Raw genomic sequence first — 25,134 nt, 5'->3', positions numbered from 1 at the left:
GATAAATGTCGCGAGTGGGCAAATATCCCGTCGAGGTTCCGTCGGGCGTTCAGGTTTCCATTGCTGATGGCGTGCTGACGGCAAAGGGCAAGCTGGGTGAACTCAAGCTGCCACTGTCCAGCCATGTCGCGGTCGATGTTGCGGACGGCAAGGTCGCGGTCAAGCCGGTCGATACGACGCAGGCCCAGGCCCGCATGATGTGGGGAACCACGCGTTCTCTGATCGCGGGTATGGTCAAGGGCGTGTCCGAAGGGTTTTCCAAGACGCTGGAAATCTCCGGAACGGGTTACCGCGCTGCGGTGCAGGGCAAGAACCTGGTCATGAACCTCGGTTATTCGCATGACATCGTCTATGCGATCCCCGAGGGAATCAAGATCACGACCCCGCGGCCGACAGCCGTGACCGTCGAAGGTATCGACAAGCAGCGGGTTGGTCAGGTGGCTCTGGATATCCGCAGCTTCCGCAAGCCCGAGCCCTATAAGGGCAAGGGTGTCCGTTATGAAACGGAAACCATCCGTCGCAAGGAAGGCAAGAAGAAATAATGAGCACGCAGAAGGATCTGCGGGAACGGCGGCGTCAGCGTCTCCGTTTCCAGCTTCGCCGCAAGAGCGGTGGCCGTCCGCGTCTGTCGGTGTTCCGTTCAGGCAAGAACATCTACGCGCAGGTTATCGACGATGCGGTCGGCCGTACGCTGGCCGCTGCGTCCTCCCTGGAAAAGGACCTGCGTTCCGCCCTCAAGGGCGGCACGGACGTCACGGCGGCGGGTGCGGTTGGCAAGCTTCTGGCGGAACGCGCGGTGGCTGCAGGTGTGTCGAAGGTCGTTTTCGACCGCGGCGCGTATCTCTATCATGGGCGTATCAAGGCCCTGGCGGAGGCTGCCCGTGAGGGCGGTCTCTCGTTCTGACGAAAGGGTCACGCATAATGGCACGTGAACCGAGAGAAGGCGGCCGGGGTGGTCGCGATCGCGACCGCGAAGGCGATGATCTGGTCGACAAGCTGGTTACGATCAATCGTGTTGCCAAGGTTGTAAAGGGCGGTCGCCGCTTTGCATTCGCGGCACTGGTTGTGGTTGGTGACCAGAAGGGGCGCGTAGGGTTCGGCGCGGGCAAGGCCCGTGAAGTTCCCGAGGCGATCCGCAAGGCGACCGACCGCGCCAAGCGCACCATGATCCGCGTTCCGATGAAGGAAGGCCGTACGCTGCATCACGATGTGGCCGGTCACTTCGGGGCGGGCAAGGTGGTCCTGCGCTCTGCTGATGCAGGCACGGGCATCATTGCCGGTGGTCCGATGCGCGCCGTGTTCGAAAGCCTGGGCATCAATGACGTGGTGGCCAAGTCGCTTGGAACCCGGAACCCGCACAACATGGTCAAGGCGACGTTCGCCGCGCTGGAGCGTTGCGCCAGCCCGCGTTCGGTGGCCAACCGTCGTGGCAAGAAGGTTTCGGATATCCTGGGGCGCCGCGAGGCTGCGGTAGCGACGGAGGCTGCGGCCGATGTCTGATACCAAGGCAACCATTCGCGTTACCCAGCTACATTCCGGTAACGGGCAGAAGCCGGGCCAGCAGGCGACGCTGGTCGGTCTTGGCCTGAACAAGATCGGTCGGACCCGCGAACTGGAGGATACCCCTTCCGTTCGTGGCATGATCCGCAAGGTGTCCCACCTGATCAAGGTGGAGGATTGAGATGAACCTGAACGAACTTCGTGACAACGAGGGCGCGCGTTATCGCAAGAAACGCCTTGGTCGCGGTATCGGCTCCGGCAAGGGCAAGACATCCGGCAAAGGTGTCAAGGGCCAGAAGGCACGTTCCGGCGTGTCGTTGAACGGGTTTGAGGGTGGCCAGCTGCCCATCTACCGTCGTCTGCCCAAGCGCGGCTTCAAGAACATCTTCCGCAAGGACTATGCGGTGGTGAACCTGGGCACGCTGGACAAGGCCATCGCGGCAGGCAAGGTTGATGCCAAGGCTGTCGTGACGGAAGAAGTGCTGACCAAGGCTGGCCTGATCGGTTCTGGCCGTTTTGCCGGTATCCGCCTGCTGGGTGACGGTGAACTGAACCACGCGGTGACCATTGAGGTGGCGGGGGCTTCGGCCTGCGCCATTGCGGCGGTCGAGAAGGCCGGTGGCAAGGTGCAGGTCAAGGCGCAGAAGCAGCAGGCTCCTGCCGCGGAATGACCGGTTCGGGTTACAGGCACGTTCTGTACCCGAAGCATGATAAAAGCGATGCTGCTTGCACTCGGCGGGCGCATCGCTTTATTACTTTCTGCGGTTTTTTTTATCATGACAGCGTCCCGCCTCCAGCGGTGGCGCTGTTCTTGTGAAAGGATGGGCGCATGGCCTCCGCGGCCGAACAGTTGGCTGCCAATTTGAATTTCAGTTCCTTTGCCAACGCGACGGAACTGAAGAAGCGTATCTGGTTCACCCTGGGTGCGCTGATCGTTTACCGGATTGGCACCTATATCCCCGTTCCAGGCGTCGACGCGACGGTGATGGGGCAGCTTCTGGCCCGGCATCAGGGCGGTATCCTGGGTATGTTCGACATGTTCACGGGCGGGGCGCTGGGGCGCATGACCGTGTTCGCACTCAATATCATGCCCTATATCAGCGCCTCGATCATTGTACAGCTGATGTCAGCAGCGATTCCCTCCCTTGAGGCCCTGAAGAAGGAAGGCGAGGGCGGACGGCGCAAGCTGAACGAATATACCCGCTATCTTACGGTCGTGATCGCCCTGTTTCAGGCCTACGGCATCGCCATCGGGCTGGAGAACATGCATACCGAGGCGGGCTCGGCGGTGGTATCGCCGGGGATGTTCTTCATCGTGTCCTGCGTCCTGACCCTTGTGGGGGGGACCATGTTCCTGATGTGGCTGGGGGAACAGATCACGTCACGGGGGGTTGGCAACGGGATCTCGCTGATCATCTTTGCCGGTATCGTGGCGAACCTGCCCAATGCCCTGGCAAGCCTGTTCCAGCTTGGCTACACCGGCGCGCTGTCCCCGTTCTTCGTGCTGGTTTTCCTGGTGCTGGCGGCGATCACCATCGCGTTCATCGTATTTATGGAACTGGCGCAGCGCAGGGTCGTCATCCAGTACCCCAAGCGGCAGGTTGGCCAGCGCATGTTCGGTGGGGACTCCACCCATATGCCGCTGAAGGTGAATACCGCAGGGTCCATCCCGCCGATCTTTGCCTCGTCCGTGCTGCTGATTCCGGTCACGATCGCGGGATTCGTCAATAACAGTTCCATGCCGGGATGGCTCTCCTTCCTGGGGCAGGAACTGGGGCAGGGGCAGCCGCTGTACATGCTGTTCTATGCGGCGATGATCGTGTTCTTCTCGTATTTCTATGCGGCGGTGACGTTCAACCCGCAGGAAACGGCCGAGAACCTGCGCAAGCAGGGCGGGTTCGTGCCGGGTATCCGCCCCGGGGCGAATACGGCTGCGTTCTTTGACCGTATCCTGACCCGCATCACAACGATCGGTGCGCTCTATCTTGTTGCCGTCTGCCTGTTGCCGCAGATCCTGATCAGCCATTACAACGTGCCTTTCTATTTCGGTGGCACGAGTCTGATCATTATCGTGACGGTGACGATCGATACGGTGACACAGGTGCAGTCGCATCTGGTGGCGCACCAGTATCAGGGACTCATGCGCCGGGGACGGGGCAGAAAGGGCAGGGTGCGTTGAACATCATTTTTCTTGGACCGCCAGGTGCCGGCAAAGGCACGCAGTCGAAACGGCTGGAAGAGCGGTATGGAATTGCGCAGATCTCGACCGGGGACATGCTGCGCGCCGAAGTCGCGGCGGACAGCCCGCTTGGGCAGCAGGTCAAGACCATCATGGCCGAAGGCAGGCTCGTGCCCGATGATCTGATCATCGCCATGATCGAAAAGCGTATCCGCCAGCCGGACTGCGCCAAGGGCTTTATCCTTGATGGTTTTCCACGCACCCGCGCGCAGGCCGAGGCGCTGGATACGATGCTGGCACGCAGTGGGCAGCACATTGATGCCGTGCTGCTGCTGGACGTGGATGAGGATGCCCTGGCCGACCGGATTGCGGGTCGTTATACCTGTGCCAGGTGCGGGGCAGGCTATAATGATGTGTTCAAGCGGCCGAAGGTCGCGGGCACATGCGACGTATGTGGTGGACATGAGTTCATCCGCCGCGAGGACGACCGGCGCGAAACCGTGGCGGCCCGACTGAAAACCTACCGGGAACTGACGGCCCCGATCCTGCCTTATTATGAGGAGGAGAAGCGGCTGTACCGGATTGACGGCATGGCTGATATCGATGCGGTGACGCAGGAAGTCTTTGCTGTCATCGACCGCATCACGAAAAAGTGATGCAAAATAATTGACTCATGGGGGGGCAGCAGTATATTGCGCGCCCTCAAGGTATGAATGTCGCTTGAGTCGGCCCGATGGTCCGGCGCAGGCGGCCTGAATGAATGATGCTGGGGTTGGCCGGTCGGACCGGTATGTTCACGGCGCTCCTGCCAGTCGGGCAGGTGGTGTGAAGCAGCCCTGCCTAAATGTAGTGCCCCGAACAGGGCGGACGAGGAGTAAGTGGCGTGGCACGTATTGCCGGCGTGAACATCCCAACTAACAAGCGGGTCACAATTGCCCTGCGTTATATCTATGGTATCGGGGCGACGAAGGCCCAGGCGATCTGCGACCAGCTGGAAATCCCGGCTGAGCGGCGCGTGAACGAGCTGTCGGACGACGAGATCGGCAAGATCCGTGAACTGATCGACAGCAACTACCGCGTGGAAGGTGATCTTCGCCGTGAAGTGGCGATGAACATCAAGCGTCTGATGGACCTTGGCTGCTACCGTGGCCTGCGCCACCGGCGTGGGCTGCCTGTCCATGGTCAGCGGACTCATACCAACGCCCGTACCCGCAAGGGTAAGGCCGTGGCTATTGCGGGCAAGAAGAAGGCGACCCGCTAATCAGCGGATTGCCCGGTATGAATGCACGGGGCGTGCCTTATGCGCTCCGTGCCCGTTTGAACTGACAGGATCGAGAAAACTATGGCGAAAGCTGCGGCTCCGCGTATTCGCAAGAAAGAGCGGAAAAACATCATTTCCGGTGTGGCGCATGTGCTGTCCACCTTCAACAACACCATGATCACCATTTCCGACGCCCAGGGCAACGCGATTGCCTGGTCTTCCGCTGGTGCCCAGGGTTTCAAGGGGTCGCGCAAATCCACCCCGTACGCAGCCCAGGTTGCCGCCGAGGATGCGGGCCGCAAGGCGCGCGAGCACGGCATGGAGACGCTGGAAATCGAGGTTTCCGGTCCCGGGTCGGGGCGTGAGAGCGCACTGCGTGCCCTGCAGGCTGTCGGTTTCTCGATCACGGCCATCCGCGACATGACGCCGGTGCCGCATAACGGCTGCCGCCCGCGCAAGCGCCGTCGCGTCTGATCGGCGCCCTGCGTTAGTCGTATTCCCCCGCATGCGGGGGAAGATTGTCATTCCGGTACCTCCCTGTGGGGTACCATCTGCCGCACCAACAGGCGGCAGATCAGTCTTGAAAGGCCATTACCTTGGTCCTCCAGAAAAACTGGCAATCCCTGATCAAGCCGGAAAAGCTGGAAGTCGAACCGGGGGCGGAACCTTCGCGCATTGCAACCGTCGTAGCCGAGCCGCTGGAACGCGGCTTCGGCATGACGCTGGGCAATGCGATCCGTCGGGTTCTGCTGTCGTCCCTGCAGGGGGCTGCGGTTACGGCAATCCAGATTGACGGCGTGCTGCATGAATTCTCGTCGGTGGCGGGTGTTCGTGAAGACGTGACCGACATCGTGCTCAACATCAAGCAGCTCGCACTGCGGATGCATGGCGAAGGCCCCAAGCGCATGGTGCTGACGGCCACGGGGCCTGGCGAAGTGCGTGCCGGACAGATCCAGACCGGGCATGACATTGAAGTCATGAACCCCGACCTGGTCATCTGCACACTTGATGAAGGGGTGAAGTTCGGCATGGAGTTCACCGTGAACATGGGCAAGGGGTATGTTCCCGCGGCGGCCAACCGCCCGGAAGACGCACCCATTGGCCTGATCCCGGTTGATGCCATCTACTCCCCCGTCCGTCGGGTGTCCTACAAGGTGGAGCAGACCCGCGTGGGTCAGGTCACCGACTATGACCGCCTGCTGCTGACGGTCGAGACGAACGGCGCCGTGACGCCTGAAGATGCCGTGGCGCTGGCCGCGCGTATCCTGCAGGACCAGCTCCAGCTGTTCATCAACTTTGATGAGCCGCGCACGGTGCGCACGGAAGAGCCGCAGGATGACCTGCCGTTCAACCGCAACCTGCTGCGCAAGGTTGACGAACTGGAACTGTCGGTGCGTAGCGCCAACTGCCTGAAGAACGACAACATCGTCTATATCGGTGATCTGGTGCAGAAGACCGAGCAGGAGATGCTGCGCACGCCGAATTTCGGCCGCAAGTCGCTCAACGAGATCAAGGAAGTCCTGACCGCCATGGGGCTTTCACTGGGTATGAACGTACCGGCCTGGCCGCCGGAAAATATCGAAGATCTGGCAAAGAGGCTCGACGAGCCGTTCTGATCCTCCGAACCGGATAAAACAGGAAATTACATCATGCGTCACGGTGTTGCCGGCCGTAAGCTCGGCGTTACCTCGTCCCATCGACTGGCCATGTTTCGCAACATGGCAGTCGCCCTGATCAAGCACGAACAGATCACCACCACACTGCCCAAGGCGAAGGAACTGCGCCCGGTGGTGGAAAAGCTGATCACCCTTGGCAAGCGGGGTGACCTGCACGCCCGCCGTCAGGCTTTCGCCCAGCTGCGTGACGACAAGATCGTGTCCAAGCTGTTCGCCACGGTGGCTGACCGCTACAAGACGCGCCAGGGTGGCTACACCCGCGTGCTGCGTGCGGGCATGCGCCATGGCGATGCGGCCGATATGGCCGTGATCGAACTGGTTGACCGCGATGTGTCGGCCAAGGGTCAGGACAGCGGTCCGCGCCCGGAAGCCAATCATGAAGAAAACCTGGCTGCCTGAGGCAGGCCGGTTGCTTCCGAAAAACCCGGCTCAGGCCGGGTTTTTTTGTGGTTTTTTGCAATCCAACATTATTTTATCGTTATATAGCCATCCAGACGGGCTTACATATATTTTCGATAGTGTATTAATCGGTTCATTCCTTCCGCGTAGCAGACAGGGCTTTAGCCATGACAGTATCCCTTTTCCGGCGTGTGATACGCCGTAGCGTTCATGTCCTGACGGCCGTGCTTGGCCTGTGCGCGGGTGCCCAGGCGGCTACGGTTCGTGTTGGCTACATTCCGGTTATCGGTTCCGCTCCGCTTTTTGTCATGCAGGGCAAGAACTGGACACGGGATGCCGGGATCGACATGCAGCTTGTCCGCTTCCAGTCCGGGCCACAGGCCATACAGGCACTGATGTCGGGCAAGATCGATGCCTATGTGGCGGGTGTCCTGCCGCTGCTGCAGGCGCGTGCCCATGGCGCGGATGTAAAGGTGGTGGCCAGTGCGGCGACCGAGGAACTGGAGATCGTATCGCGCGGGGCACTGGCGGTGGACCTGCCCGAGCAGCCGGTCCCGCTGGCCCCCGATGCGCTCCGCCAGCGCTTTGCCGATTTTGCCGCCAGGGCGGGCCACAGGCCCAAGATCGCGGCCCAGCCCATGGGTTCGGTGCCCGATACCCTGCTGCGCTACTGGCTGAAGGCGCGCAACGGGCTGGAGCCGGATCAGGTGGCGGATATTGTCGGCATTGATATCGATGCCGCCCAGCAGGCGTTCCTGGCAGGTGCGGTGGATGCCGCCATCCTGCGTGAGCCCGCGCTGACCATCATCCGCCACCGGATGCCCGGCATGCGGGTCCTGGCATCCGGCCATGACCTCATGCCCGGCCAGCCCGGCTCGGTCCTTGCCATCCTTAATGAGGATGCGCCTGACCGCGCCGCATGGAAAAACGCGTTCGTAAGCGGCTTCGTCAGGGCAACGCACCTGCTGGCAACGGACCCGGAACAGGCCGAACCCTACGTGCAGCAGGCGCTGGGCGGTGGCATGCTGCCCAAGGATATCATTGTCGAGGCGCTGAAGGCTTCCGCTTCGGGGTTCGTGTCCGACCCCGCGCGGATTGTGGATGCGGTGGGCCAGCTACAGGATTTCGAACTCCAGACCGGCCTGCTGCGCAAGGCGGAGCCGGTGGGCGCGCTGTTTGATCTGGAAACCTACAGGCAGATTGCTCCATGATCACGCCGCGTCCTGTCCTGCTGCGTCCAATTCTGGGGGCGGCTGGCCTTGTGGTCCTGTTTGGCGTGTGGGAAGCCTCCATCCGGCTGGGATGGGTGCCGTCCGGCCTGCTGCCTGCCCCCACCAGTCTTGGGCCGGCCTGGCTGGAGGAAGTACGCAGCGGCGCCTGGACCCAGGCCATACGCGACAGCCTGACCCATTACCTGACCGGGCTGCTGGCGGGTTCCGTGCTGGGCACGCTGCTGGGACTGCTCTGTGGGGCGGTGCCGCTGCTGGACGGCCTGCTGTCCGGCGTGGTGCGGGTGCTGCGACCCATTCCGGGGCTGGCATGGGTGCCCTTTGCCATCCTGTGGTTCGGGCTCAATACGGCGGGGGCCACGTTTGTCATCGCCATTTCCGTCTTCTGGATCAATTTTTACGCGGCTTACGGGGCGGTGCAGTCGATCGATCCCGATCTGTATGAAGTCGCGGCCTCGTTCGGACATGGCGGATTCTGGGCGCGGCTGCGTACGGTGGTGATACCGGCCTCGGCCCCCGGCGTGCTGGCCGGGCTGCGGACGGGGCTGGGGCAGGCCTGGATGTCGGTCGTGGCGGCGGAACTGTTTGGCGTGCCGGGTATCGGTGCGCGGATGATGCAGGCTTCCAGCCTGCTGGCAACGGATCTGGTGGTGGTCTACATGCTGACCATGGCCCTGCTCTATGCGCTGACCGACACGCTGTTCATGCTGGTGCGCAAGAGGCTGCTGGGCTGGCAGGGGTAAAAGACAGGTGGGAATGAATAGCGTGGTGACACCCGCCAGCACGGCGGATGTGGTGGTCAGGCTGGAGGATATCGGCCTGTCCCACGACCATGGGCGCAGCTTTATCCTGCGGCATGTCGATCTGGAAATCCGGCGGGGGGAGTTCGTGGCCCTGCTTGGCCCCTCGGGGGTGGGCAAGTCCACGCTGCTGCGGGTCATCATGGGGCTCATGCCCCCCGGTGAGGGGCGGGTGGAGCTGAAATCCACGCCGGCCAGCGTGCACCGGCCCGCAGCCATGGTGTTTCAGGATGCCAAGCTCATGCCATGGCGCAGCGTGCTGCGTAACGTGGAACTGGGGCTGGAAGGGCTGGGTCTGGACAGGAACCGGCGGCGTGAGCGCGCCATGGCGGCGCTGGAGCTTGTCGGACTTGCGGACAAGGCGGACCGCTGGCCCCGTCAGCTTTCGGGCGGGCAGCGCCAGCGCGTGGGGGTGGCCCGTGCGCTGACGGTCGAGCCGGACCTGCTGCTGATGGACGAACCCTTTGGCGCGCTGGATGCGATCACCCGCACCGCCCTGCAGGAGGAACTGCTGCGCATCCATGCCCGCACGCATGGCACGGTCCTGTTCGTGACCCATGACCTGGATGAGGCGCTGGTGCTGGCGGACCGGATCATCATACTGGCCGGTCATCCGGCCGGCCTGCGCGGTGACTTTACGGTCGGCCCCCGCCCGCGAGACAGGACGGCCCCCGGCCTGCGCGCCATGGCGGAACGCATGAAGCGGCTGATCGCGGGTGAAGAGGACCCCGGCGCGGATGCGGCCTATTGGCAGGCATCGGAGATATGATAAGCCTGTGCCATCGGGCCTGCCGCCCGCGGGCATGACGGCAGGGCAAACGGGGCACAGGGCACGGCGTCCGGGCCTGCCCCACCGGCACGCAAGGGAATATGGAACATGACGGACATCCCCAATCTCGAAACCCATCTGGAAGAGGGCATCGGCCGCCTGCAGGATGGTCTGGACGGTTTTGCCGGTGAACCCGGTGCCCCGTTCTCCGCCCGGATGCAGGGGGCCGGCGGCATGGCGCAGCAGGGCATGGGCGAGATTCTGGATACCCTGCGTGATGTGACGGCGGATCGCCCGCTGCTGGCCCTGATCGGGGCATCGCTGCTGGGTTTTGTCGCAACGCTGTTCATGCGGCGGCGTGCGTAAGGCAACATATGGAATGCTGGCGCGTTAGTCAGGCATGACTGATTTACAGGAACAGATACCATGCTGAAACTGGCACTGTTTTTTCTGATTGTCTCACTGATTGCCGGTGTGTTCGGGTTCAGTGGTATTTCCGCGGCTTCTGCCGGGATGGCAAAGATACTGTTCTTCATCGCCATCACGATATTCGTCGTCGTATTGCTGATCGCGCTGTTTACGGCCCGGTCGCTATCGGGCTGATGGCCCTTCCCGCACACGGCAACCCCCTGTCGCCATCCGGCGCAGGGGGTTTTTTCATGCCTATCTGTTGGTGTCCTTCTGGATGAAGGAAGGCAGCAGCGGGTTATCCTTCTGCAGCGATTTCTTGGTTGGCAGGCGGGATGCATCCCATCCGCCCCCCAGTGCCTGCACCAGGCTTACGCTGTCCACCATGCGCTGCTGCTGGATGCCCAGCAGGGTCTCGGCCGATGACAGGGCCGAGTTCTCGTTGGTGATGACGGTTGTATAGATCTCGGTCCCGGCCTGGTACTGGTTGAGCGAGACCTCGACCGTGCGGTTGGCAAAATCCAGCGCCTTCTGCTGCTGTAGCGACTGCTGGGACAGGATGCGCAGGTTGGAAAGCTGGTCTTCCGTATTCTGCAGCGCGGTCAGCACGGTCTGGCGATAGGTGGCCACCGCGTTGTCATACTGGGCATTGGCCTCATGCACAGCAGCCGTGCGCGACCCGCCCGAGAACAGCGTTTCGGTGGCGGACGCACCAAGTGACCAGACCCGGTTGGCCACACTCATCAGCGATGTGACCGGGTCGCCACCGCTCTGCGCATAGCTGGCGCTGATGGTGACATCGGGATAGAACGCCGCTATGTCCGCGCCGATCTGGGCGTTGTACTGCTCCATCGTGCGTTCCGCTGCCGCAATATCGGGTCTCCGCTGCAGCAGGTCGGACGGTACCGTAACCGGAATGGGCGGCACGGTGCGTGACAGGGGGGCGGGCGCGATCGTGACATCGGCTGGTGGCCTGCCGATCAGCACGGCAATCGCATGTTCGTACTGGGCGCGGTTGATCCCGGCCTGGACAAGGGATGCCCGGTTCTGCTCCAGCGTGGTGCGGGCCTGCAGCACGGCGGTCGGGTCGGCCGTGCCGGCATCGAACTGGTTCTGGGTGATCTGCAGCGCCTGCTCATTGAAGCGCACGTAGCGTTGCAGCAGGTCCGTCAGGCTGTCCTGGTAGCGCAGGTTGAAATAGGCGGTGGCCAGCTGCGCCTGATAGGACAGCGTGGCATTGGCCAGGTCGGCCGCACTGGCCTGGGCCGCGGTCACCTGTTCTTGCACCTGCCGGCGGATCTTGCCCCACAGGTCCAGATCCCAGCTCGCGCTTGGACCCAGGTCATAGGTGTTGTAGGTCGACCCCTCCTTGGCATAGTTGCTGCCCGAGGAGGAGAGCGACCCCGCCCCATGGCCCGCGCGGTTGAAGCCAAGGCTGCCGCTGATGGTGGGGAAAAGCTGGGCACGCACGCTGTCGATCAGGGCACGGGCGTTGCGGTAGCTGGCCTCGTATTCCTTGATGTTCTGGTTGGAAATGGCGACCTGCGCCTCAAGCCCGTTCAGGATCGGGTCATTATAGATCGTCCACCAGTCATGCTTGGGCAGTTCGGCCATGCGCGGGTTTGCGTTTTCCCAGCCGGGTTCGGGGCGCAGTTCCTTGAAGCGCGCCGATACGATGGCGTCCGGGCGGTGATATTTCGGCCCTACCATGCATCCTGCCAGCGCCACGAGCGGCAGGGCCAGGCATGCAAGGCGCAGCGCATGCATGCTACGGGTCGGGCGGGTGCCGGCATGGCTGGGGGATGGCGGAAGGAATGGCATCCGGTTCAGGAATCCTGCTGGTGGGAAAGACGATGGCGTCGGGACAGCCGCCCATACAGCCGGTTGAAATATGTGCGGCAGGCTACCCCCATATGGTCAAGATAAAGGTAGACGACCGGCGTGGTATAAAGTGTCAGCGCCTGGCTGACGAGCAGCCCGCCCACAATGGCAATACCCAGCGGGCGGCGCAGTTCGGAGCCATAGCCATGGCCGAAGATCAGCGGCAGCGCGCCCAGGGCCGCGGCGAATGTGGTCATCATGATCGGGCGGAAGCGCAGCAGGCAGGCCATGCGGATGGCGTCAAGCGCGGTATGGCCTTCATCACGTTCGGCGGTGATGGCAAAGTCCACCAGCATGATGGCGTTCTTCTTGACGATACCGATCAGCAGGATCACCCCGATCATGGCGATCAGCGAAAAGGCTTCCCCGAAGAACTGGAGCGCCAGCAGCGCCCCCACCCCGGCCGAGGGCAGGGTGGAGAGGATGGTCAGCGGATGGACATAGCTTTCGTACAGGATGCCCAGTGTCATGTACACCGCCGCCAGCGCCGCCAGGATAAGCAGCGGTTCGTTATTGACCGATTTCTGGAACTGCGCGGCATTGCCCGCGAAATTGCCCTGGATGTTGGCGGGCATGTGCAGCTTGACCGTTTCCTCGTTGATGATCTGCACCGCCTGACTGAGCGGCACGCCATTGGTCAGGTTGAACGAGATGGTGGAGGAGACGGACTGCCCATCATGGTTGATGCTCAGGGCCGTCTTGGTCGGTTTGAGGACCGAGACCAGGGTCAGTGGCACCATGCTTTCCGAACTGGTGGACACGGCGGACCCGGTGGAGGCGCTGTTGCCCCCCGCCAGCGTGTTGGCCACCTGGTTGCGGAATGACTGCGCGCTGAGCTGGGATTCGGTGGTGCCGGTATCGGCGCTGACGCGGATGGTGTTGGACTGGGTGCCGCCCCCCGCCGTGCCGCCCGCCACACTGACCCAGACCTGCTTGAGCGTGGTCGGGTCCTGCCAGAAGCGGGGCTGCACCTCCATCACCACATGGTACTGATTCAGCGGATTGTAGATGACCGAGGCCGAGCGCTGGCCATAGGCATCGTACAGCGTATTGGAAATGAGCTGCGGGGTGATGTTCAGGCGGCTGGCAGTATCACGATCCACCTGCACATCCAGCGCCGAGCCGCCCTGCAGCACATCCGATGACACATCGGACAGTTCGGGATGCTTCTGCAGTGCCGAGACGAGCAGCGGCGTCCACTGGTACAGGTCCTTTGAGGAATCGGACTGCAGCGAATACTGGTAGGCCGCATTGCTCTGCCGCCCGCCAATGCGCAGCTGCCCCGGGGCGGAGGCATAGAACGTCGCCCCCACCATGCTGCGCAGCCGCCGCCCGATGCGGGCGATGGTCTGCGCGGGCGTGTCGTCACGCAGGGACTTGTCCCTGAGTGTTACAAACAGGTTTGCCTGGTTGGCGCTGCCGCGCCCGCCCATGAAGCCCATGACATGGGCCACGTCCCTGTCGGCGGTGATGGCCTTCTGCACGGTCATGATCTTGCCCTGCATGGCCTGGAACGAGATGGACTGGTCCCCCATCAGCCGGCCCATCAGCATGCCGGTATCGGATTCGGGGAACAGGCTCTTGGGCATCTTGATGAACAGCCCGACCATGATGGCAATGGTCAGCGGCAGTGACAGGATGGTCAGGCGGCGGTGGGTGATCGCCCATTCCAGCGAGCGGGCATAGCCCTGCTGCGCCGCGTTCAGACCGCGTTCCAGCCCGTGGCTGATACGCCCGAACACCCCGCGTGAGGGCAATGCCTCATGCACGCGCAGCAGGCGGGCGGTCATCATGGGAGTAAGCGAGAGCGACAGTACCATGGAAATGACGATCGTGATCGACATCGTCATGGCGAATTCGTGGAACAGCCGCCCCGCCACCCCGCTCAGCAGCAGGATGGGCAGGAACACCGCAATCAGCGACACGGTGATGGACATGACCGTGAACGCCACCTCCCGCGTGCCCAGCAGGGTGGCCTGCACGCGGTCCATCCCGGCTTCCATGTGGCGGCTTATGTTCTCCACCACCACGATCGCGTCATCCACCACGAAGCCGGTGGAAATGGTCAGCGCCATGAGGGAAAGGTTGTCGATGGAATACCCCATGACCTTCATCGCGCCAAAGGTGGTGATGATGGAGGCGGGCACCACAATGGCGGGGATGATGGTGATGCGCGGCGAGCGCAGGAACAGGAGCACGACCAGCACCACCAGGCCAACCGACAGCACAAGTGTGAACTGCGTATCCGCCAGCGCCGCGCGGATGGTGGTGGAGCGGTCCATGAAGGCGCCCAGATCCACATCCGTCGGCAGGGCCGCGCGCAGCAGTGGCAGCTTGGCGCGGATCTGGTCGTTGGTGTTGATGATGTTGGCCCCCGCCTGGGCAAAGATGATGGCCAGCACCGCGGGCCTGCCATCCACGTAGCCCGCGTTGCGCAGGTCCTCCACGCTGTCACGCACGGAGGCCACGTCCTCCAGCCTGACCGGGCGGCTGTCATGATAGGCCACGATCAGGTCACGATAGGCCTGCGCGTTATGCACCTGGTCATTGGTGTCCAGCGTGAAGCGGTGGTCGCCCTGATCAATGAAGCCCTTGGGCGTATGGGCGTTGGCCGAGGCGAGGGCCGCGCGGATATCCTCGAAGCCGATGCCGAATTTGTATAGCGCCAGCGGGTTCATCTCCACCCGCACGGCTGGCAGCGAACTGCCGCCGATCTCGACTTCCCCCACGCCCTGTATCTGCGAGAGATGCTGCTGCAGCACGTTGGAAGCCAGGTCATACAGTTGCGAGGCGGTACGGGTGCGCGATGTCAGCGCCAGGATCATGACCGGCGCGCCGTTGGGATTGGCCTTGAAATAGCTTGGATTCTGCCGAAGGGAGGAAGGCAGGTCGGCATGGGCCGCCTGCAGGGCCGCCTCCACATCGCGCGCGGCGCCATTGATGTCGCGGTCCAGCGAGAACTGCAGCGTGATGCGCGCCTGGTTGGCCGATGACTGTGATGTCATTTCCGTCAGCCCGGCAATCGCCCCCAGGTGCCGTTCCAGCGGGGCGGCCACCGAGCTTGCGATTTCCTCGGGCGAGCCGCCGGACTGGCGGGCCTGCACCTGTATGACCGGAAAGTCCACATTGGGCATGTCCGCCACCGGCAGCGTCATGTAGCCCAGCACGCCGCCCAGTACCAGTGCCACGGTCAGCAATATGGTGGCGACCGGCCTGCGGACGAAGATGGACAGCGGGTTCATGCAGAAGCCTGTGGCCCGGGCAGCCCGTCCTTGCCCCCGTTATCCGTGCTGCCAAAACGGCGGGTCAGTTTCTGGCTGATGCCATCCATCAGCAGGTAGATGACGGGGGTGGTGAACAGCGTCAGCAGCTGGCTGACCGCAAGCCCGCCCACAATGGCGATGCCCAGCGGGCGGCGCAGTTCCGACCCGGTGCCGGTGCCCAGCATCATTGGCACGGCCCCCAGCATGGCCGCCAGCGTGGTCATGAGAATGGGGCGGAAGCGCAGCAGGGCTGCATGGCGGATGGAATGCAGCGGGGTCATGCCCTCCACCCGTTCGGCTTCAAGGGCGAAGTCGATCATCATGATGGCGTTTTTCTTCACGATGCCGATCAGCAGCACCAGCCCGATGATACCCATCACATCCAGCCCCGAACCCGTCACCCACAGCGCCAGCAGCGCCCCGATCCCGGCCGAGGGCAGGGTGGAGAGGATGGTGACGGGATGGATGAAGCTCTCGTACAGGATGCCCAGCACGATATAGACGGCAATCAGCGCGGCCAGCACCAGCCAGGCCTCGTTGGCCAGTGAACTGCGGAACGCCGCCGCCGTGCCCTGGAAGGAGGTCTGGAAGCTCGACGGCAGGTGGATGTCCCTTGCCGCGCGCTCGATCGCATCCGTCGCATCACCCAGCGCGTAGCCGGGCCGGACATTGAACGAGACCGTGGTGGCCGGGAACTGGCCCACATGGGTGATCAGCAGCGGCGCGGTATCCTGTGTCACGGTGGTGACGGAGGCCAGCGGCACCAGCCCCGACGTGGGCGAGCGCGTCGGGCCGGAGGTACTCTCGCCCGCGTTGCCGCTGATGCCGGGCAGGTAGATCTGGTTGAGCGAGGCCATGTCCTGCTGGAAGCTGGGGGTGGCCTCCAGGATCACGCGGTACTGGTTGGACTGGGTGAAGATGGTCGAGATCTGGCGCTGGCCAAAACTGTCATACAGCACGTTGTCGATGGTCTGCGGCGTGATCGAGAAACGGGCGCCGGTGGTGCGGTCCAGGTCCACATGCGCCACAAGCCCCGCCGCCTGCAGGTCCGATGTCACATCGGTCAGGGCCTTTTCCTGCTGCAGGCGCGCAATGAATCTGGGCACCCAGGTCGTGAACTGGTTGTAGTCGGGGTTTTCCAGCAGGAACTGGTACTGGGTGGCCGCGACCGATGTATCAAGCGAGAGGTCCTGCACCGGCTGCAGGTACAGGTCGGCACCGGCAATGTCCGCCGTTTCCGCGCGCAGGCGGGTGGCCACTTCCTGTGCCGTGGACGAGCGCCTGTCCGCCGGTTTGAGGTTGATCAGGAACCGCCCCTGGTTGAGCGTGACATTCTGCCCGTCCACACCCACGAAGGAGGACAGGCTGGCCACGTCCGTATCGTGCAGGATGCGGTCGGCCAGTTCCTGCTGGTGGCGCTTCATGGCGGAAAACGACGTGGACTGCGCCATGACCGAAATGCCCTGGATCACGCCCGTATCCTGCACGGGGAAGAACCCCTTGGGAATGATCACCGCCAGCACGCCGGTCAGCGCCAGGGTGGCGCCAAACACGCCCAGCGTCAGCCTGCGGTGACGCAGCACCACGTCCAGCGCGCGGCCGTAGCCCTCGATGGTTGCAACCGTCCAGCGCTCGACCGTGGCCGACCAGGCGGGTTCGGCATGCTTCGTGTCGCGTTCATGCAGCAGGCGCGCGCACATCATGGGCACCAGCGTCAGCGAGACCACGGCGGACAGGATGATGGTCACCGCCAGCGTCATGGCGAATTCATGGAACAGGCGGCCCACCACATCACCCATGAACAGCAGCGGGATCAGCACCGCGATCAGCGATACGGTCAGCGAGATGATGGTGAACCCGATCTCGCCCGCACCCTTCAGCGCCGCTTCCATGCGGGTGTCGCCCATCTCGATGTAGCGGGCGATGTTCTCGATCATCACGATCGCATCGTCCACCACGAAGCCTGTGGCGATGGTCAGCGACATGAGCGAGAGATTGTCGAGCGAGAAGCCGAACAGGTACATCACCGCCAGCGTGCCCACCAGCGACAACGGCACCGACAGGCTGGGGATAAGCGTTGCGGGCACATTGCGCAGGAACACGAAGATCACGCCCACCACCAGCACCAGCGCCAGGCCCAGTTCGAACTCCACATCCTCGACCGAGGCGCGGATGGTCGTGGTCCGGTCGGTCAGCGGTGTTATGGTAATGCCCGGCGGCAGCGACTGCTGCAGGCGCGGCAGGGCGTATTTGATGTTGTCCACCACCGCGATCACGTTCGCACCCGGCTGGCGCTGCACGTTCATGACCAGGGCGGGGGTGCGGTTGGCCCAGGCGGCCAGTTCGGTATTCTCGGGGCCGATCACCACGCTGGCCACGTCCCGGATGCGCACGGGGCCGTTGTTCTGGTAGGCAATGACCTGGTTGAGCAGCTGGTCCACGCCCGAAATCTGGCCATCGATGCGCAGCGTGGTCGCACGCTGCGGCCCGTCGAACGTGCCGGTGGGGGAATTGACGTTCACGTTGCCAATGGTCGTGCGCAGCGTATCAAGGTCGATGCCGAACGAGGTCAGCTTGGGGATGTTGACCCGCACCCGCAGCGCCTTGCGGTTCCCGCCCGAAAGCGTGACCAGCCCCACGCCCGAGATCTGGCTGATCTTCTCGGCCAGCCGGGTATCGACGTAATCCTCCACTTCCGTCAGCGGCATGGTCTTCGACGAGATGCCCAGCGTCATGACCGGCGTGTCGGCGGGGTTGACCTTGGCATAGACCGGGGGTGCTGGCAGGTCGGTGGGCAGCAGGGAATTGGCCTGGTTGATCGCGGCCTGCACTTCCTGCTCGGCAATGTCCATGGTCATGGTCAGGCCGAAGCGCAGCGTGATGACCGACGCCCCGCCTGACGAGCGGGATGTCATCTGCTCCAGCCCCGACATCTCGCCCAGCTGTGTCTCCAGCGGGGCGGTGACGGAGGTGGCCATCACGTCGGGGCTGGCACCGGGGTAGAAGGTCTGCACCGTGATGGTGGGATATTCCACTTCCGGCAGGGCGGATACGGGCAGGAAATGGTAGCCCAGCAGCCCCGCCAGCAGGATGGCAAGCATCAGCAGCGTGGTTGCGACCGGACGGTGTATGAACAGGCGGGACGGGTTCACGCGGCAATCTCCGGCGGCGTCGTGGGCTTGTATTCAGGCAGGGGGGCAGAAGGCGTGCACGCGCCTAGCCCGCCTGCCCGGTCTTGCCATGGTCTGCGGCGGCATGGCCGGGGGCCTCGGCTGCCGGTATGCTCACCTTCACGCCATCGCGCAGGTGGTCCACGCCATCGGTCACCACGCGCTCGCCTTCCTTCACGCCATCGGTCAGCACCGTCATGGTGTTGTTGGCGTGGCCGGTCTTCACGTTGCGTACCTCCACCGTGTCATCGGCCTTGACCACGTACACGAACTGGCCGTTCGGCCCGGTCTGCAGCGCGTTGGTGGGCACCAGCAGCGCATCATGGTCGGTGCTGACCAGCATGCGGGCGTTGACGAACTGGTTGGGGAACAGCTCCTCCTGTGAATTGGCGAAGATGGCGCGCATGCGCACCGTGCCGGTGGAGGTGTCGATCTGGCTGTCCAGCACGCTGGCCTGCCCGGTTGCGATCCTGTTCAGGTTGGCGCTGTCCCAGGCTTCCACCGCCAGCGGCGTGCCCTGGCGCAGGCGGTCGGCCACGGGGCCGATGTCATTTTCCGGCAGGGTGAAGATGACGGAAATCGGCTGCATCTGCGTCAGGATCACCAGCCCGTTGGTCTGGCCCGCGGTGATGTAGTTGCCCATGTCCACCGCGCGGATGCCCACGCGCCCGTCCACCGGGGCCAGGATGTGGCAGTAGGTGATCTGCAGTTTCTCGTTGTCCACCAGCGCCTGGTCGGCCTTGACCGTGCCTTCAAGCTGCTCGACCTTGTACTGCTGGTCCTTGGCCGTCATGGCGGCGACACTGTTCTGCTGGATCAGGCGCTGGTAGCGCGCGTTGTCCACCTGTGCGGCCCTGAGTTGGGCCACGTCCTGCTCCAGCTGCCCTTCGTACTGGGCCAGCAGCACGTCATAGGGGCGGGTGTCGATCAGGGCCAGCAGGTCGCCCTTGTGCACATGCTGCCCCTCGGTGAACAGCACCTGCGTCAGGTAGCCATCAATGCGGGACTGCACGGTCACGTTGGTGATGGGCACGACCGTACCCAGCTCCGTCAGGATGACGGGCATGTCGCCCCGCCCGATGGTGGCCACCGCCACGGGCTGGTTACCGTTCGCGCCATGCTTGTGTGATGTCATGCCGCCGTGGTGGGGCCGCAGGAACGCCACCGCCAGGATAAGCGCCAGCCCCCCGCCAACCAGGTAGGGCACGCGCCGCCCGCGGGGCGCGCGGGCCGGGCCGGTCGTTGTATGGTCCTGTGATCGGGGCGGGGAGGGGGGAGTATCCATGCGGTCGTTTTTCTGCCTGCTGTTGGGTAAGGGCCCCGTTGCGCCAAGGGGCGGACCGGTATGAAAAATCAGGGTGGATGGCCTGCCTTCCCACCCTATTGATACGGACGGGGAACAGACCAGTCAGGGAATGTAACACTGTCTTGGCATGGGGGAAGGGGAAAACCGAACAAATGTTTCGTTACGGTCTGTTTCCGTTTCCCGTGCCGTCATGTCCGCTTACGCTTGCCCCCGCATCGGGCGCCAGACGCAGCAGGAGCGGCAGCGCCCCCGCCGCCACCAGCGCGCATGCGACAAAGGCCACGCCGTAGTCCTGCCCCCGCCATGACGGGGGCAGCAGCCCCTGCGCCATGGCCAGCACGCCCGCCGCCAGGCAGATGCCCAGCGTCAGCATGGTCTGCTGGCAGGTGGCGTACAGGCTGGTCGCCGCACTCATGCGCGCGGGTGGCATGTCGGCATAGGCGATGGTGTTGTAGCCGGTGAACAGCAGCGTCTGCCCCAGGCCATTGAACGCGAGCACAGGCAGCAGCCAGCCCGGCGCCATGCCGGGGCGCAGCAGGGCCAGCACGACGCACATGCCCGGCAGCACCAGGCTGCCCGCGCACATCACGCGCCGGAAGCCCAGCCCCCGGTAGACATGCGAGACCACAAGGCGCATGGCCAGCGCCCCGATGGGGGCGACGAAGGTGACCAGCCCGCTCTGCGCGGGGCTGGCGCCAAAGCGGACCTGCAGCAGCGAGGGCAGCAGGAAGATGGTGCCCGCCGTGGCGATGCGCGTAAGCCCGCCCGCGAAAACCGATACGCGGAAGGTGGCGATGCGCAGCAGCGCCAGGTCCAGTACCGGGTGCGCCACCGCGCGTGCGTGGCGGGCATAGGCCATGGCCGCCAGGGGGGCCAGCAGCAGCAGCCCCATGGCCAGCCAGCGGGCCGGGCCGCCATGCCCCAGCAGTTCCATGCCGAATATCAGCCCCCCCAGTGCCGTGGCGGACAGGATGTTGCCCTTCAGGTCGAAGGGCGGGGGGCGGGTGGTCCTGATCTGTGGGATGAACCGGCCGGTCAGCACGATGGCCACCAGCCCGAGCGGGATGTTGACGTAGAAGATCCACCGCCATGACAGCCACGAGGTCAGCACGCCCCCCAGCACCGGCCCCGCCATGGGGCCGATGGTGGCGGGCAGCATGACCCATGCCATCACGGACAGCAGTTCCGCCTTGGCCACGCTGCGCAGGACCACCAGCCGCCCCACCGGCACCATCATCGCACCGCCCGCCCCCTGCACCAGGCGGGCCAGCGCCAGCACCGGCAGGCTGTGCGCACGGGCACAGATGAGCGAGCCGGCCAGGAACAGTCCGATCGCCCAGCGCAGCGTAAGCCGGCTGCCAAAGCGTTCGGCCATGTGGCCCGATGCCGGAATCAGCGCCGCAAGCCCCAGCATGTACACCGTAAGCGTGATGGACGTGGCGGGAATGCCCACATGGAAATCCTGCGCGATGGTGGGCAGGGCCGTGGTCAGCGCCGTGCCATCAAGCTGTTCCATCAGCATGAGACTGGCCACGATCAGGGCCATCAGCCTCTTGCGCCGGGTTGAAAGGGGCGCCATGCCCGCAGGGGGACCGGGCAACGCGGATGGGGCGGTCGTCAAGGTGGGCATGATCAGGCATGGTATAGCGGGTACGGAACCCTGCATGCCATCATGGCGTTAGGGAACCACGCTACACAACAGCGATACCAGCATGAACGGAGCAGCAATCATGGCGGACGACAAGGAAAAGGTTCTGGCTGAAAAGGCGGAAGGCGTTGTGGATCAGGGTATTGGCCGGATCAAGGACGCGGCTGGTGGCCTGACGGGGAATATGGGCATGCAGGCCGAAGGCAAGGTGGACCAGCTGGCGGGCATGGCGCGCCAGGAATTTGCCGACCTGTACGAGGAAGGCGAGGGCAAGGTCGAGCGCGCGGTGACCTTCGTGCGGGAGCGCCCGCTGTTTTCCCTGGCCATCGCGGGCGTGCTGGGCACGATCCTGGGGCTTGTTTTCATCCCCCGTCGCAAGGGCTGAGACGGCCTCGAGTCGTTTTTTTTCATTTTAAGGGACTCGATGAGTCTACAGCATCTTGCGCAACCCTGCATAAAAATGGTTTCCATCCTTCCAGAACGGAAATCTGATGCGAATCGGGCCATGACGGTCCGATTCGCATCCGGTCAGGAAGGAATGGATGCCCGATTACACGCTTGAGCATGCGCATGGGGGACGGGTCGCCGGTGTTGATGAAGTCGGTCGCGGCCCGCTGGCCGGCCCGGTCGTCGCGGCGGCGGTCATGTTCCCCGGCAGTGTGCCCGGCGTGCTGGCCGACAGGCTTGATGATTCAAAAAAACTGAAGCCCGCCCTCAGGGCACGGCTTTACGACGTGCTGCTGGCCAGCCCCGATGTCCTGATCGGGGTAGGGGCGGCTTCCGTGGCCGAAATCGGGCAGTACAACATCCTGCGGACCTCATGGCTTGCCATGCAGCGTGCGGTGGGGCGCCTGCCCCGTTCCCCTGAATTCATCCTGGTTGATGGCAACGCCGCGCCCGATTTCGGGTGTCCGGCGCAGTGTGTCGTGGGCGGGGACGGCATCAGCCTGTCCATCGCGGCGGCATCGGTCGTGGCCAAGGTCATCCGTGACCGGCTCATGGCCCGCCTTGCCCGGCGCTGGCCCGCTTACGGGTGGGAGCGCAATGCCGGCTATGGCACCGCCATCCACCGTGCGGGCCTGCTTGCACAGGGTGCCAGCCCGCATCACCGCGCGGCTTTCGGCACCGTACGCCGCATCCTGCAGGCATCCGTTTCTCCTTCTTCACCCCCAAGCGCGGAGCAGCCATCATGCTGAAGAATTCATGAGCGGTGCGGTTATGATGGAATTGCCCCTGGACCAGGTGCTGCGGGGGGACTGTGTCGAGATGATGAAGACCCTGCCGGCCGCGTCGATCGACTGCGTGTTCGCCGATCCGCCCTACAACCTGCAGTTGAAGGGGGAATTGCGCCGCCCTGATGACAGTATTGTCGATGGCGTGGATGACGACTGGGACAAATTCACCGACCTGCAGGCCTATGACGCCTTTACCCGCGCCTGGCTGACCGAGGCCCGGCGCGTGCTGCGCAAGGATGGCACCATATGGGTGATCGGTTCGTACCATAACATCTTCCGTATCGGGGCCATCCTGCAGGACCTGGGGTTCTGGATCCTGAATGATGTGATCTGGCGCAAGTCCAATCCCATGCCCAATTTCCGTGGCCGCCGCTTTACCAATGCGCATGAAACGCTGATCTGGGCCGCGCGCGGGGCGGACAGCCGCTACCGCTTCAATTATCAGGCCATGAAGGCGCTCAATGATGATGTGCAGATGCGCTCCGACTGGTACCTGCCGCTGTGCACGGGCGGCGAACGGCTGCGTAACGAGCATGGCCTGAAGCTGCACCCCACACAGAAGCCCGAAAGCCTGCTGCACCGCGTGCTGGTGGCCTCGACCAATGTGGATGACGTGGTGCTGGACCCCTTTACCGGCACCGGCACCACCACTGCCATGGCGCGCAGGCTGCGCCGCCGCTTCATCGGCATCGAGCGCCATCCCGATTATGCGGAGGCCGCGATCGGGCGCGCACGGCGGGAAAAACCCCTGCCGCTGGACAGCGTGCAGACCACGCCCGCCCGCCGTGAAAGCCCGCGCGTGCCCTTTGGCCTGCTGGTGGAACGCGGCATGGTGCCGGCTGGCACCGTGCTCATGGACCGGCAGAAGCGCGTGCGCGCCACCGTCTCGCCCGATGGCACGCTGGTCAGCGGCCGGCATCGCGGTTCCATTCACAAGATGGGCGCGCAGCTGACCAACGCTCCGTCGTGCAATGGCTGGACATTCTGGTATTTCGAGCGTGAGGGCGAACTGGTACAGCTTGACGTGCTGCGGGGTGATATCCGCGCGGAACAGGCGGCCGTCGCTTCCTGAACCGGGCAATGGGGGGCAGGGCAGTCGGGACAATGGGGGCATGAACCGCCGCCCGGACCATGGCGGGCCGCATGGCGTGAGCGCGACGGAGGCCATGGAATGGCATGCCGGCCGCCATTCCGCCGTACTGACGGATGATTACCTGTTCAGCCAGCTCATTCCCTATATCGGCAACAAGCGCAAGCTGCTGGGCCTGATTGCCCAGGCCATTGCCGCCACGGGAGAAGACCCCGCCACCACGGATTTCGTGGACCTGTTCGCGGGGACCGGCGTCGTCTCGCGTCTGGCCAAGTCCCTGGGCTTCCGCGTGCTGAGCAATGACTGGGAACCGTATAGCGAGGTGCTCAACCACTGCCATGTGGGCATGCAGGCGGCTCCCTGGTTCCATGGCGGCCGCAGTTACGCGCAGGTCATAGCCGAACTCAATGCCCTGCCACCGCTGGAAGGGTGGGTTACCCGTCACCTCTGCCCCGATGATGACGTGCATTATGACATCACGCGCGACCGGATGTTCTACATGCGCCGCAACGGCATGCGTATTGACGCCATCCGCGAACGGATCGCGCAGTGGGAGCATGATGGCCTGTTATCGGCAGGGCAGAAGGCCTGCCTGCTTGCGCCGCTGCTATACAGCGCCAGTTACAACAGCAATACCAGCGGGCTGTTCAAGGGGTTCCACCGGGGCTGGGGCGGGCGGACGGGCACCGCCCTTTATCGCATCGCGGCCACGTTATGCCTGCGTCCGGCCTGTTTCATCGATAACGGGCGGGACAACCATGTCCTGCGCATGGATGCACAGGATCTGGCGGCCGCCCTTGCCGGGCAGGTGGGGGGGAATGCCATCGCCTATGTCGATCCGCCCTATAACCAGCATCCCTATGGCGCGAATTACCATGTGCTCAACACCATAGCCCTGTGGGACCAGCCCCGGCTTGCCCCCAAGATCACCGGGCGGGACAAGGCGGCCATAAGGCAGGACTGGCGCAGCGCGCGGCGCAGTGCCTACAATCATCGTGGCCAGGCGCTGGCGGCCTACCGGCGGCTGCTCTCCGTGCTCGATACGCGCTGGGTCGCCACCAGCTACAGCACGGACGGCTTCATTCCCCTGCCTGACATGGTGCGCGCCAATTGCGAACGCGGGCAGGTGCAGGTCTTCACGCGCGGCTACAAGCGCTATCGCGTCAGCCGCCAGCGCTACTCTGCCCGGCCCATGACGGTGGAGTTCATCCTGCTGACCCATACCCGTATGCCGGGCACGCGCAGCCCCGATGAAATCGTGGAGGAAATCAGGACCATCGAGGCCAGCCTGAACGCCGGGGCCGGGACGTGACGGATCTG

General features: G+C 63.9%; 25 protein-coding genes. 20 read left to right on the top strand and 5 right to left on the bottom strand.

Translation table 11 applies throughout. The features are described 5' to 3' along the window. Nucleotides 1-5 precede the first annotated feature (5 nt). The 16 genes from rplF (at nucleotide 6) to CFR78_RS03240 (ending at nucleotide 10,416) form a co-directional block, all read left to right on the top strand. Nucleotides 6-542 (top strand): 50S ribosomal protein L6, encoded by a 537-nt coding sequence (rplF, locus tag CFR78_RS03315; RefSeq protein ID WP_034933177.1) that lies wholly within the window; start codon nucleotides 6-8, stop codon nucleotides 540-542. Beyond that, a complete protein-coding gene (gene rplR, locus CFR78_RS03310) occupies nucleotides 542-904 on the top strand; it encodes a 50S ribosomal protein L18 (protein ID WP_034933174.1) in 363 nt (120 codons plus the stop codon). Before rplF ends, rplR begins: the two co-directional genes overlap by 1 nt. A 17-nt stretch (nucleotides 905-921) precedes the next feature. Beyond that, entirely contained in the window at nucleotides 922-1,500 is a 579-nt protein-coding gene (gene rpsE, locus CFR78_RS03305; RefSeq protein WP_014105019.1) for a 30S ribosomal protein S5, read from the top strand. Beyond that, entirely contained in the window at nucleotides 1,493-1,681 is a 189-nt protein-coding gene (gene rpmD, locus CFR78_RS03300; RefSeq protein ID WP_007399639.1) for a 50S ribosomal protein L30, read from the top strand. The genes rpsE and rpmD overlap by 8 nt, the downstream gene beginning before the upstream one ends. 1 nt (nucleotide 1,682) lies before the next feature. After that, a complete protein-coding gene (gene rplO, locus CFR78_RS03295; RefSeq protein WP_034933171.1) occupies nucleotides 1,683-2,171 on the top strand; it encodes a 50S ribosomal protein L15 in 489 nt (162 codons plus the stop codon). Between the two features lie 158 nt (nucleotides 2,172-2,329). Continuing rightward, nucleotides 2,330-3,679 carry a preprotein translocase subunit SecY gene (secY, locus tag CFR78_RS03290; RefSeq protein WP_007399641.1) on the top strand — a complete coding sequence of 450 codons (1,350 nt, stop codon included), beginning with the start codon at nucleotides 2,330-2,332 and terminating at the stop codon, nucleotides 3,677-3,679. Beyond that, entirely contained in the window at nucleotides 3,676-4,335 is a 660-nt protein-coding gene (locus tag CFR78_RS03285; protein ID WP_034933169.1) for an adenylate kinase, read from the top strand. Before secY ends, CFR78_RS03285 begins: the two co-directional genes overlap by 4 nt. Before the next feature lie 227 nt (nucleotides 4,336-4,562). Further along, nucleotides 4,563-4,940, top strand: coding sequence for a 30S ribosomal protein S13 (gene rpsM / locus CFR78_RS03280; protein ID WP_007399643.1), 378 nt, complete (start codon nucleotides 4,563-4,565; stop codon nucleotides 4,938-4,940). Nucleotides 4,941-5,021: 81 nt separating this feature from the next. After that, the gene (rpsK, locus tag CFR78_RS03275) at nucleotides 5,022-5,414 is read left to right on the top strand and encodes a 30S ribosomal protein S11 (protein ID WP_003621069.1); all 393 of its coding nucleotides are present in this window, start codon (nucleotides 5,022-5,024) and stop codon (nucleotides 5,412-5,414) included. 122 nt (nucleotides 5,415-5,536) lie between these two features. Further along, entirely contained in the window at nucleotides 5,537-6,556 is a 1,020-nt protein-coding gene (locus CFR78_RS03270; protein WP_007399646.1) for a DNA-directed RNA polymerase subunit alpha, read from the top strand. A 33-nt stretch (nucleotides 6,557-6,589) separates the two neighbouring features. Beyond that, nucleotides 6,590-7,015, top strand: a complete 426-nt coding sequence (gene rplQ / locus CFR78_RS03265; RefSeq protein WP_034933165.1) for a 50S ribosomal protein L17 — start codon at nucleotides 6,590-6,592, stop codon at nucleotides 7,013-7,015. Between the two features lie 167 nt (nucleotides 7,016-7,182). Next, complete coding sequence (locus CFR78_RS03260) at nucleotides 7,183-8,226, top strand: ABC transporter substrate-binding protein (RefSeq protein WP_007399648.1); 1,044 nt, start codon at nucleotides 7,183-7,185, stop codon at nucleotides 8,224-8,226. Beyond that, complete coding sequence (locus CFR78_RS03255) at nucleotides 8,223-8,987, top strand: ABC transporter permease (protein ID WP_007399649.1); 765 nt, start codon at nucleotides 8,223-8,225, stop codon at nucleotides 8,985-8,987. The genes CFR78_RS03260 and CFR78_RS03255 overlap by 4 nt, the downstream gene beginning before the upstream one ends. A gap of 13 nt (nucleotides 8,988-9,000) precedes the next feature. Beyond that, the gene (locus CFR78_RS03250; RefSeq protein WP_034933162.1) at nucleotides 9,001-9,813 is read left to right on the top strand and encodes an ABC transporter ATP-binding protein; all 813 of its coding nucleotides are present in this window, start codon (nucleotides 9,001-9,003) and stop codon (nucleotides 9,811-9,813) included. Between the two features lie 108 nt (nucleotides 9,814-9,921). Continuing rightward, the gene (locus CFR78_RS03245) at nucleotides 9,922-10,179 is read left to right on the top strand and encodes a hypothetical protein (RefSeq protein WP_007399652.1); all 258 of its coding nucleotides are present in this window, start codon (nucleotides 9,922-9,924) and stop codon (nucleotides 10,177-10,179) included. Between the two features lie 60 nt (nucleotides 10,180-10,239). Beyond that, nucleotides 10,240-10,416, top strand: a complete 177-nt coding sequence (locus CFR78_RS03240; protein WP_007399653.1) for a DUF1328 domain-containing protein — start codon at nucleotides 10,240-10,242, stop codon at nucleotides 10,414-10,416. Nucleotides 10,417-10,476: 60 nt separating this feature from the next. On the opposite strand, the gene CFR78_RS03235 is transcribed toward CFR78_RS03240, so the two are convergent. The 5 genes from CFR78_RS03235 to CFR78_RS03215 form a co-directional block, all read right to left on the bottom strand. Continuing rightward, nucleotides 10,477-12,042: an efflux transporter outer membrane subunit gene (locus CFR78_RS03235; protein ID WP_034933159.1), complete on the bottom strand. Its 1,566-nt coding sequence runs from the start codon at nucleotides 12,040-12,042 to the stop codon at nucleotides 10,477-10,479. A gap of 5 nt (nucleotides 12,043-12,047) precedes the next feature. After that, nucleotides 12,048-15,344 carry an efflux RND transporter permease subunit gene (locus CFR78_RS03230; RefSeq protein WP_034933156.1) on the bottom strand — a complete coding sequence of 1,099 codons (3,297 nt, stop codon included), beginning with the start codon at nucleotides 15,342-15,344 and terminating at the stop codon, nucleotides 12,048-12,050. Then, nucleotides 15,341-18,517 (bottom strand): efflux RND transporter permease subunit, encoded by a 3,177-nt coding sequence (locus CFR78_RS03225; RefSeq protein WP_034933154.1) that lies wholly within the window; start codon nucleotides 18,515-18,517, stop codon nucleotides 15,341-15,343. Before CFR78_RS03225 ends, CFR78_RS03230 begins: the two co-directional genes overlap by 4 nt. Before the next feature lie 64 nt (nucleotides 18,518-18,581). Further along, entirely contained in the window at nucleotides 18,582-19,820 is a 1,239-nt protein-coding gene (locus tag CFR78_RS03220) for an efflux RND transporter periplasmic adaptor subunit (RefSeq protein ID WP_034933151.1), read from the bottom strand. Between the two features lie 181 nt (nucleotides 19,821-20,001). After that, nucleotides 20,002-21,387, bottom strand: coding sequence for an MFS transporter (locus CFR78_RS03215; RefSeq protein WP_034933148.1), 1,386 nt, complete (start codon nucleotides 21,385-21,387; stop codon nucleotides 20,002-20,004). A 184-nt stretch (nucleotides 21,388-21,571) separates the two neighbouring features. Here CFR78_RS03215 and CFR78_RS03210 point away from each other — a divergent pair, with 184 nt between their 5' ends. The 4 genes from CFR78_RS03210 to CFR78_RS03195 all read left to right on the top strand — a co-directional run bounded on the left by CFR78_RS03210 (nucleotide 21,572) and on the right by CFR78_RS03195 (nucleotide 25,126). Continuing rightward, entirely contained in the window at nucleotides 21,572-21,874 is a 303-nt protein-coding gene (locus CFR78_RS03210; RefSeq protein WP_034933147.1) for a CsbD family protein, read from the top strand. 157 nt (nucleotides 21,875-22,031) lie between these two features. Next, a complete protein-coding gene (locus tag CFR78_RS03205; protein WP_034933144.1) occupies nucleotides 22,032-22,685 on the top strand; it encodes a ribonuclease HII in 654 nt (217 codons plus the stop codon). Between the two features lie 7 nt (nucleotides 22,686-22,692). Next, the gene (locus tag CFR78_RS03200; protein WP_034933143.1) at nucleotides 22,693-23,796 is read left to right on the top strand and encodes a site-specific DNA-methyltransferase; all 1,104 of its coding nucleotides are present in this window, start codon (nucleotides 22,693-22,695) and stop codon (nucleotides 23,794-23,796) included. 40 nt (nucleotides 23,797-23,836) lie between these two features. After that, entirely contained in the window at nucleotides 23,837-25,126 is a 1,290-nt protein-coding gene (locus CFR78_RS03195) for a DNA adenine methylase (RefSeq protein ID WP_034933140.1), read from the top strand. Nucleotides 25,127-25,134: the final 8 nt, after the last annotated feature.

The sequence above is a fragment of the Komagataeibacter rhaeticus genome, from assembly GCF_003207855.1.
GTDB lineage: Bacteria > Pseudomonadota > Alphaproteobacteria > Acetobacterales > Acetobacteraceae > Komagataeibacter > Komagataeibacter rhaeticus.
The sequence above is the reverse complement of the archived record's forward strand: the minus strand, read 5'-3'. Positions and strand labels throughout refer to the sequence as shown.

Bases quoted from the DNA above. Each gene is read 5' to 3' on its own strand.
- secY (WP_007399641.1), top strand. From the start codon at position 2,330: ATGGCCTCCGCGGCCGAACAGTTGGCTGCCAATTTGAATTTCAGTTCC.
- rplR (WP_034933174.1), top strand. From the start codon at position 542: ATGAGCACGCAGAAGGATCTGCGGGAACGGCGGCGTCAGCGTCTCCGT.
- CFR78_RS03210 (WP_034933147.1), top strand. From the start codon at position 21,572: ATGGCGGACGACAAGGAAAAGGTTCTGGCTGAAAAGGCGGAAGGCGTT.
- rplF (WP_034933177.1), top strand. From the start codon at position 6: ATGTCGCGAGTGGGCAAATATCCCGTCGAGGTTCCGTCGGGCGTTCAG.
- CFR78_RS03235 (WP_034933159.1), bottom strand. From the start codon at position 12,042: ATGCCATTCCTTCCGCCATCCCCCAGCCATGCCGGCACCCGCCCGACC.
- CFR78_RS03240 (WP_007399653.1), top strand. From the start codon at position 10,240: ATGCTGAAACTGGCACTGTTTTTTCTGATTGTCTCACTGATTGCCGGT.
- CFR78_RS03230 (WP_034933156.1), bottom strand. From the start codon at position 15,344: ATGAACCCGCTGTCCATCTTCGTCCGCAGGCCGGTCGCCACCATATTG.
- rplQ (WP_034933165.1), top strand. From the start codon at position 6,590: ATGCGTCACGGTGTTGCCGGCCGTAAGCTCGGCGTTACCTCGTCCCAT.
- CFR78_RS03260 (WP_007399648.1), top strand. From the start codon at position 7,183: ATGACAGTATCCCTTTTCCGGCGTGTGATACGCCGTAGCGTTCATGTC.
- CFR78_RS03200 (WP_034933143.1), top strand. From the start codon at position 22,693: ATGAGCGGTGCGGTTATGATGGAATTGCCCCTGGACCAGGTGCTGCGG.
- rpsK (WP_003621069.1), top strand. From the start codon at position 5,022: ATGGCGAAAGCTGCGGCTCCGCGTATTCGCAAGAAAGAGCGGAAAAAC.
- CFR78_RS03255 (WP_007399649.1), top strand. From the start codon at position 8,223: ATGATCACGCCGCGTCCTGTCCTGCTGCGTCCAATTCTGGGGGCGGCT.
- CFR78_RS03215 (WP_034933148.1), bottom strand. From the start codon at position 21,387: ATGGCCCTGATCGTGGCCAGTCTCATGCTGATGGAACAGCTTGATGGC.
- CFR78_RS03250 (WP_034933162.1), top strand. From the start codon at position 9,001: ATGAATAGCGTGGTGACACCCGCCAGCACGGCGGATGTGGTGGTCAGG.
- CFR78_RS03245 (WP_007399652.1), top strand. From the start codon at position 9,922: ATGACGGACATCCCCAATCTCGAAACCCATCTGGAAGAGGGCATCGGC.
- CFR78_RS03220 (WP_034933151.1), bottom strand. From the start codon at position 19,820: ATGGATACTCCCCCCTCCCCGCCCCGATCACAGGACCATACAACGACC.
- rpsE (WP_014105019.1), top strand. From the start codon at position 922: ATGGCACGTGAACCGAGAGAAGGCGGCCGGGGTGGTCGCGATCGCGAC.
- CFR78_RS03205 (WP_034933144.1), top strand. From the start codon at position 22,032: ATGCCCGATTACACGCTTGAGCATGCGCATGGGGGACGGGTCGCCGGT.
- rplO (WP_034933171.1), top strand. From the start codon at position 1,683: ATGAACCTGAACGAACTTCGTGACAACGAGGGCGCGCGTTATCGCAAG.
- rpmD (WP_007399639.1), top strand. From the start codon at position 1,493: ATGTCTGATACCAAGGCAACCATTCGCGTTACCCAGCTACATTCCGGT.
- CFR78_RS03195 (WP_034933140.1), top strand. From the start codon at position 23,837: ATGAACCGCCGCCCGGACCATGGCGGGCCGCATGGCGTGAGCGCGACG.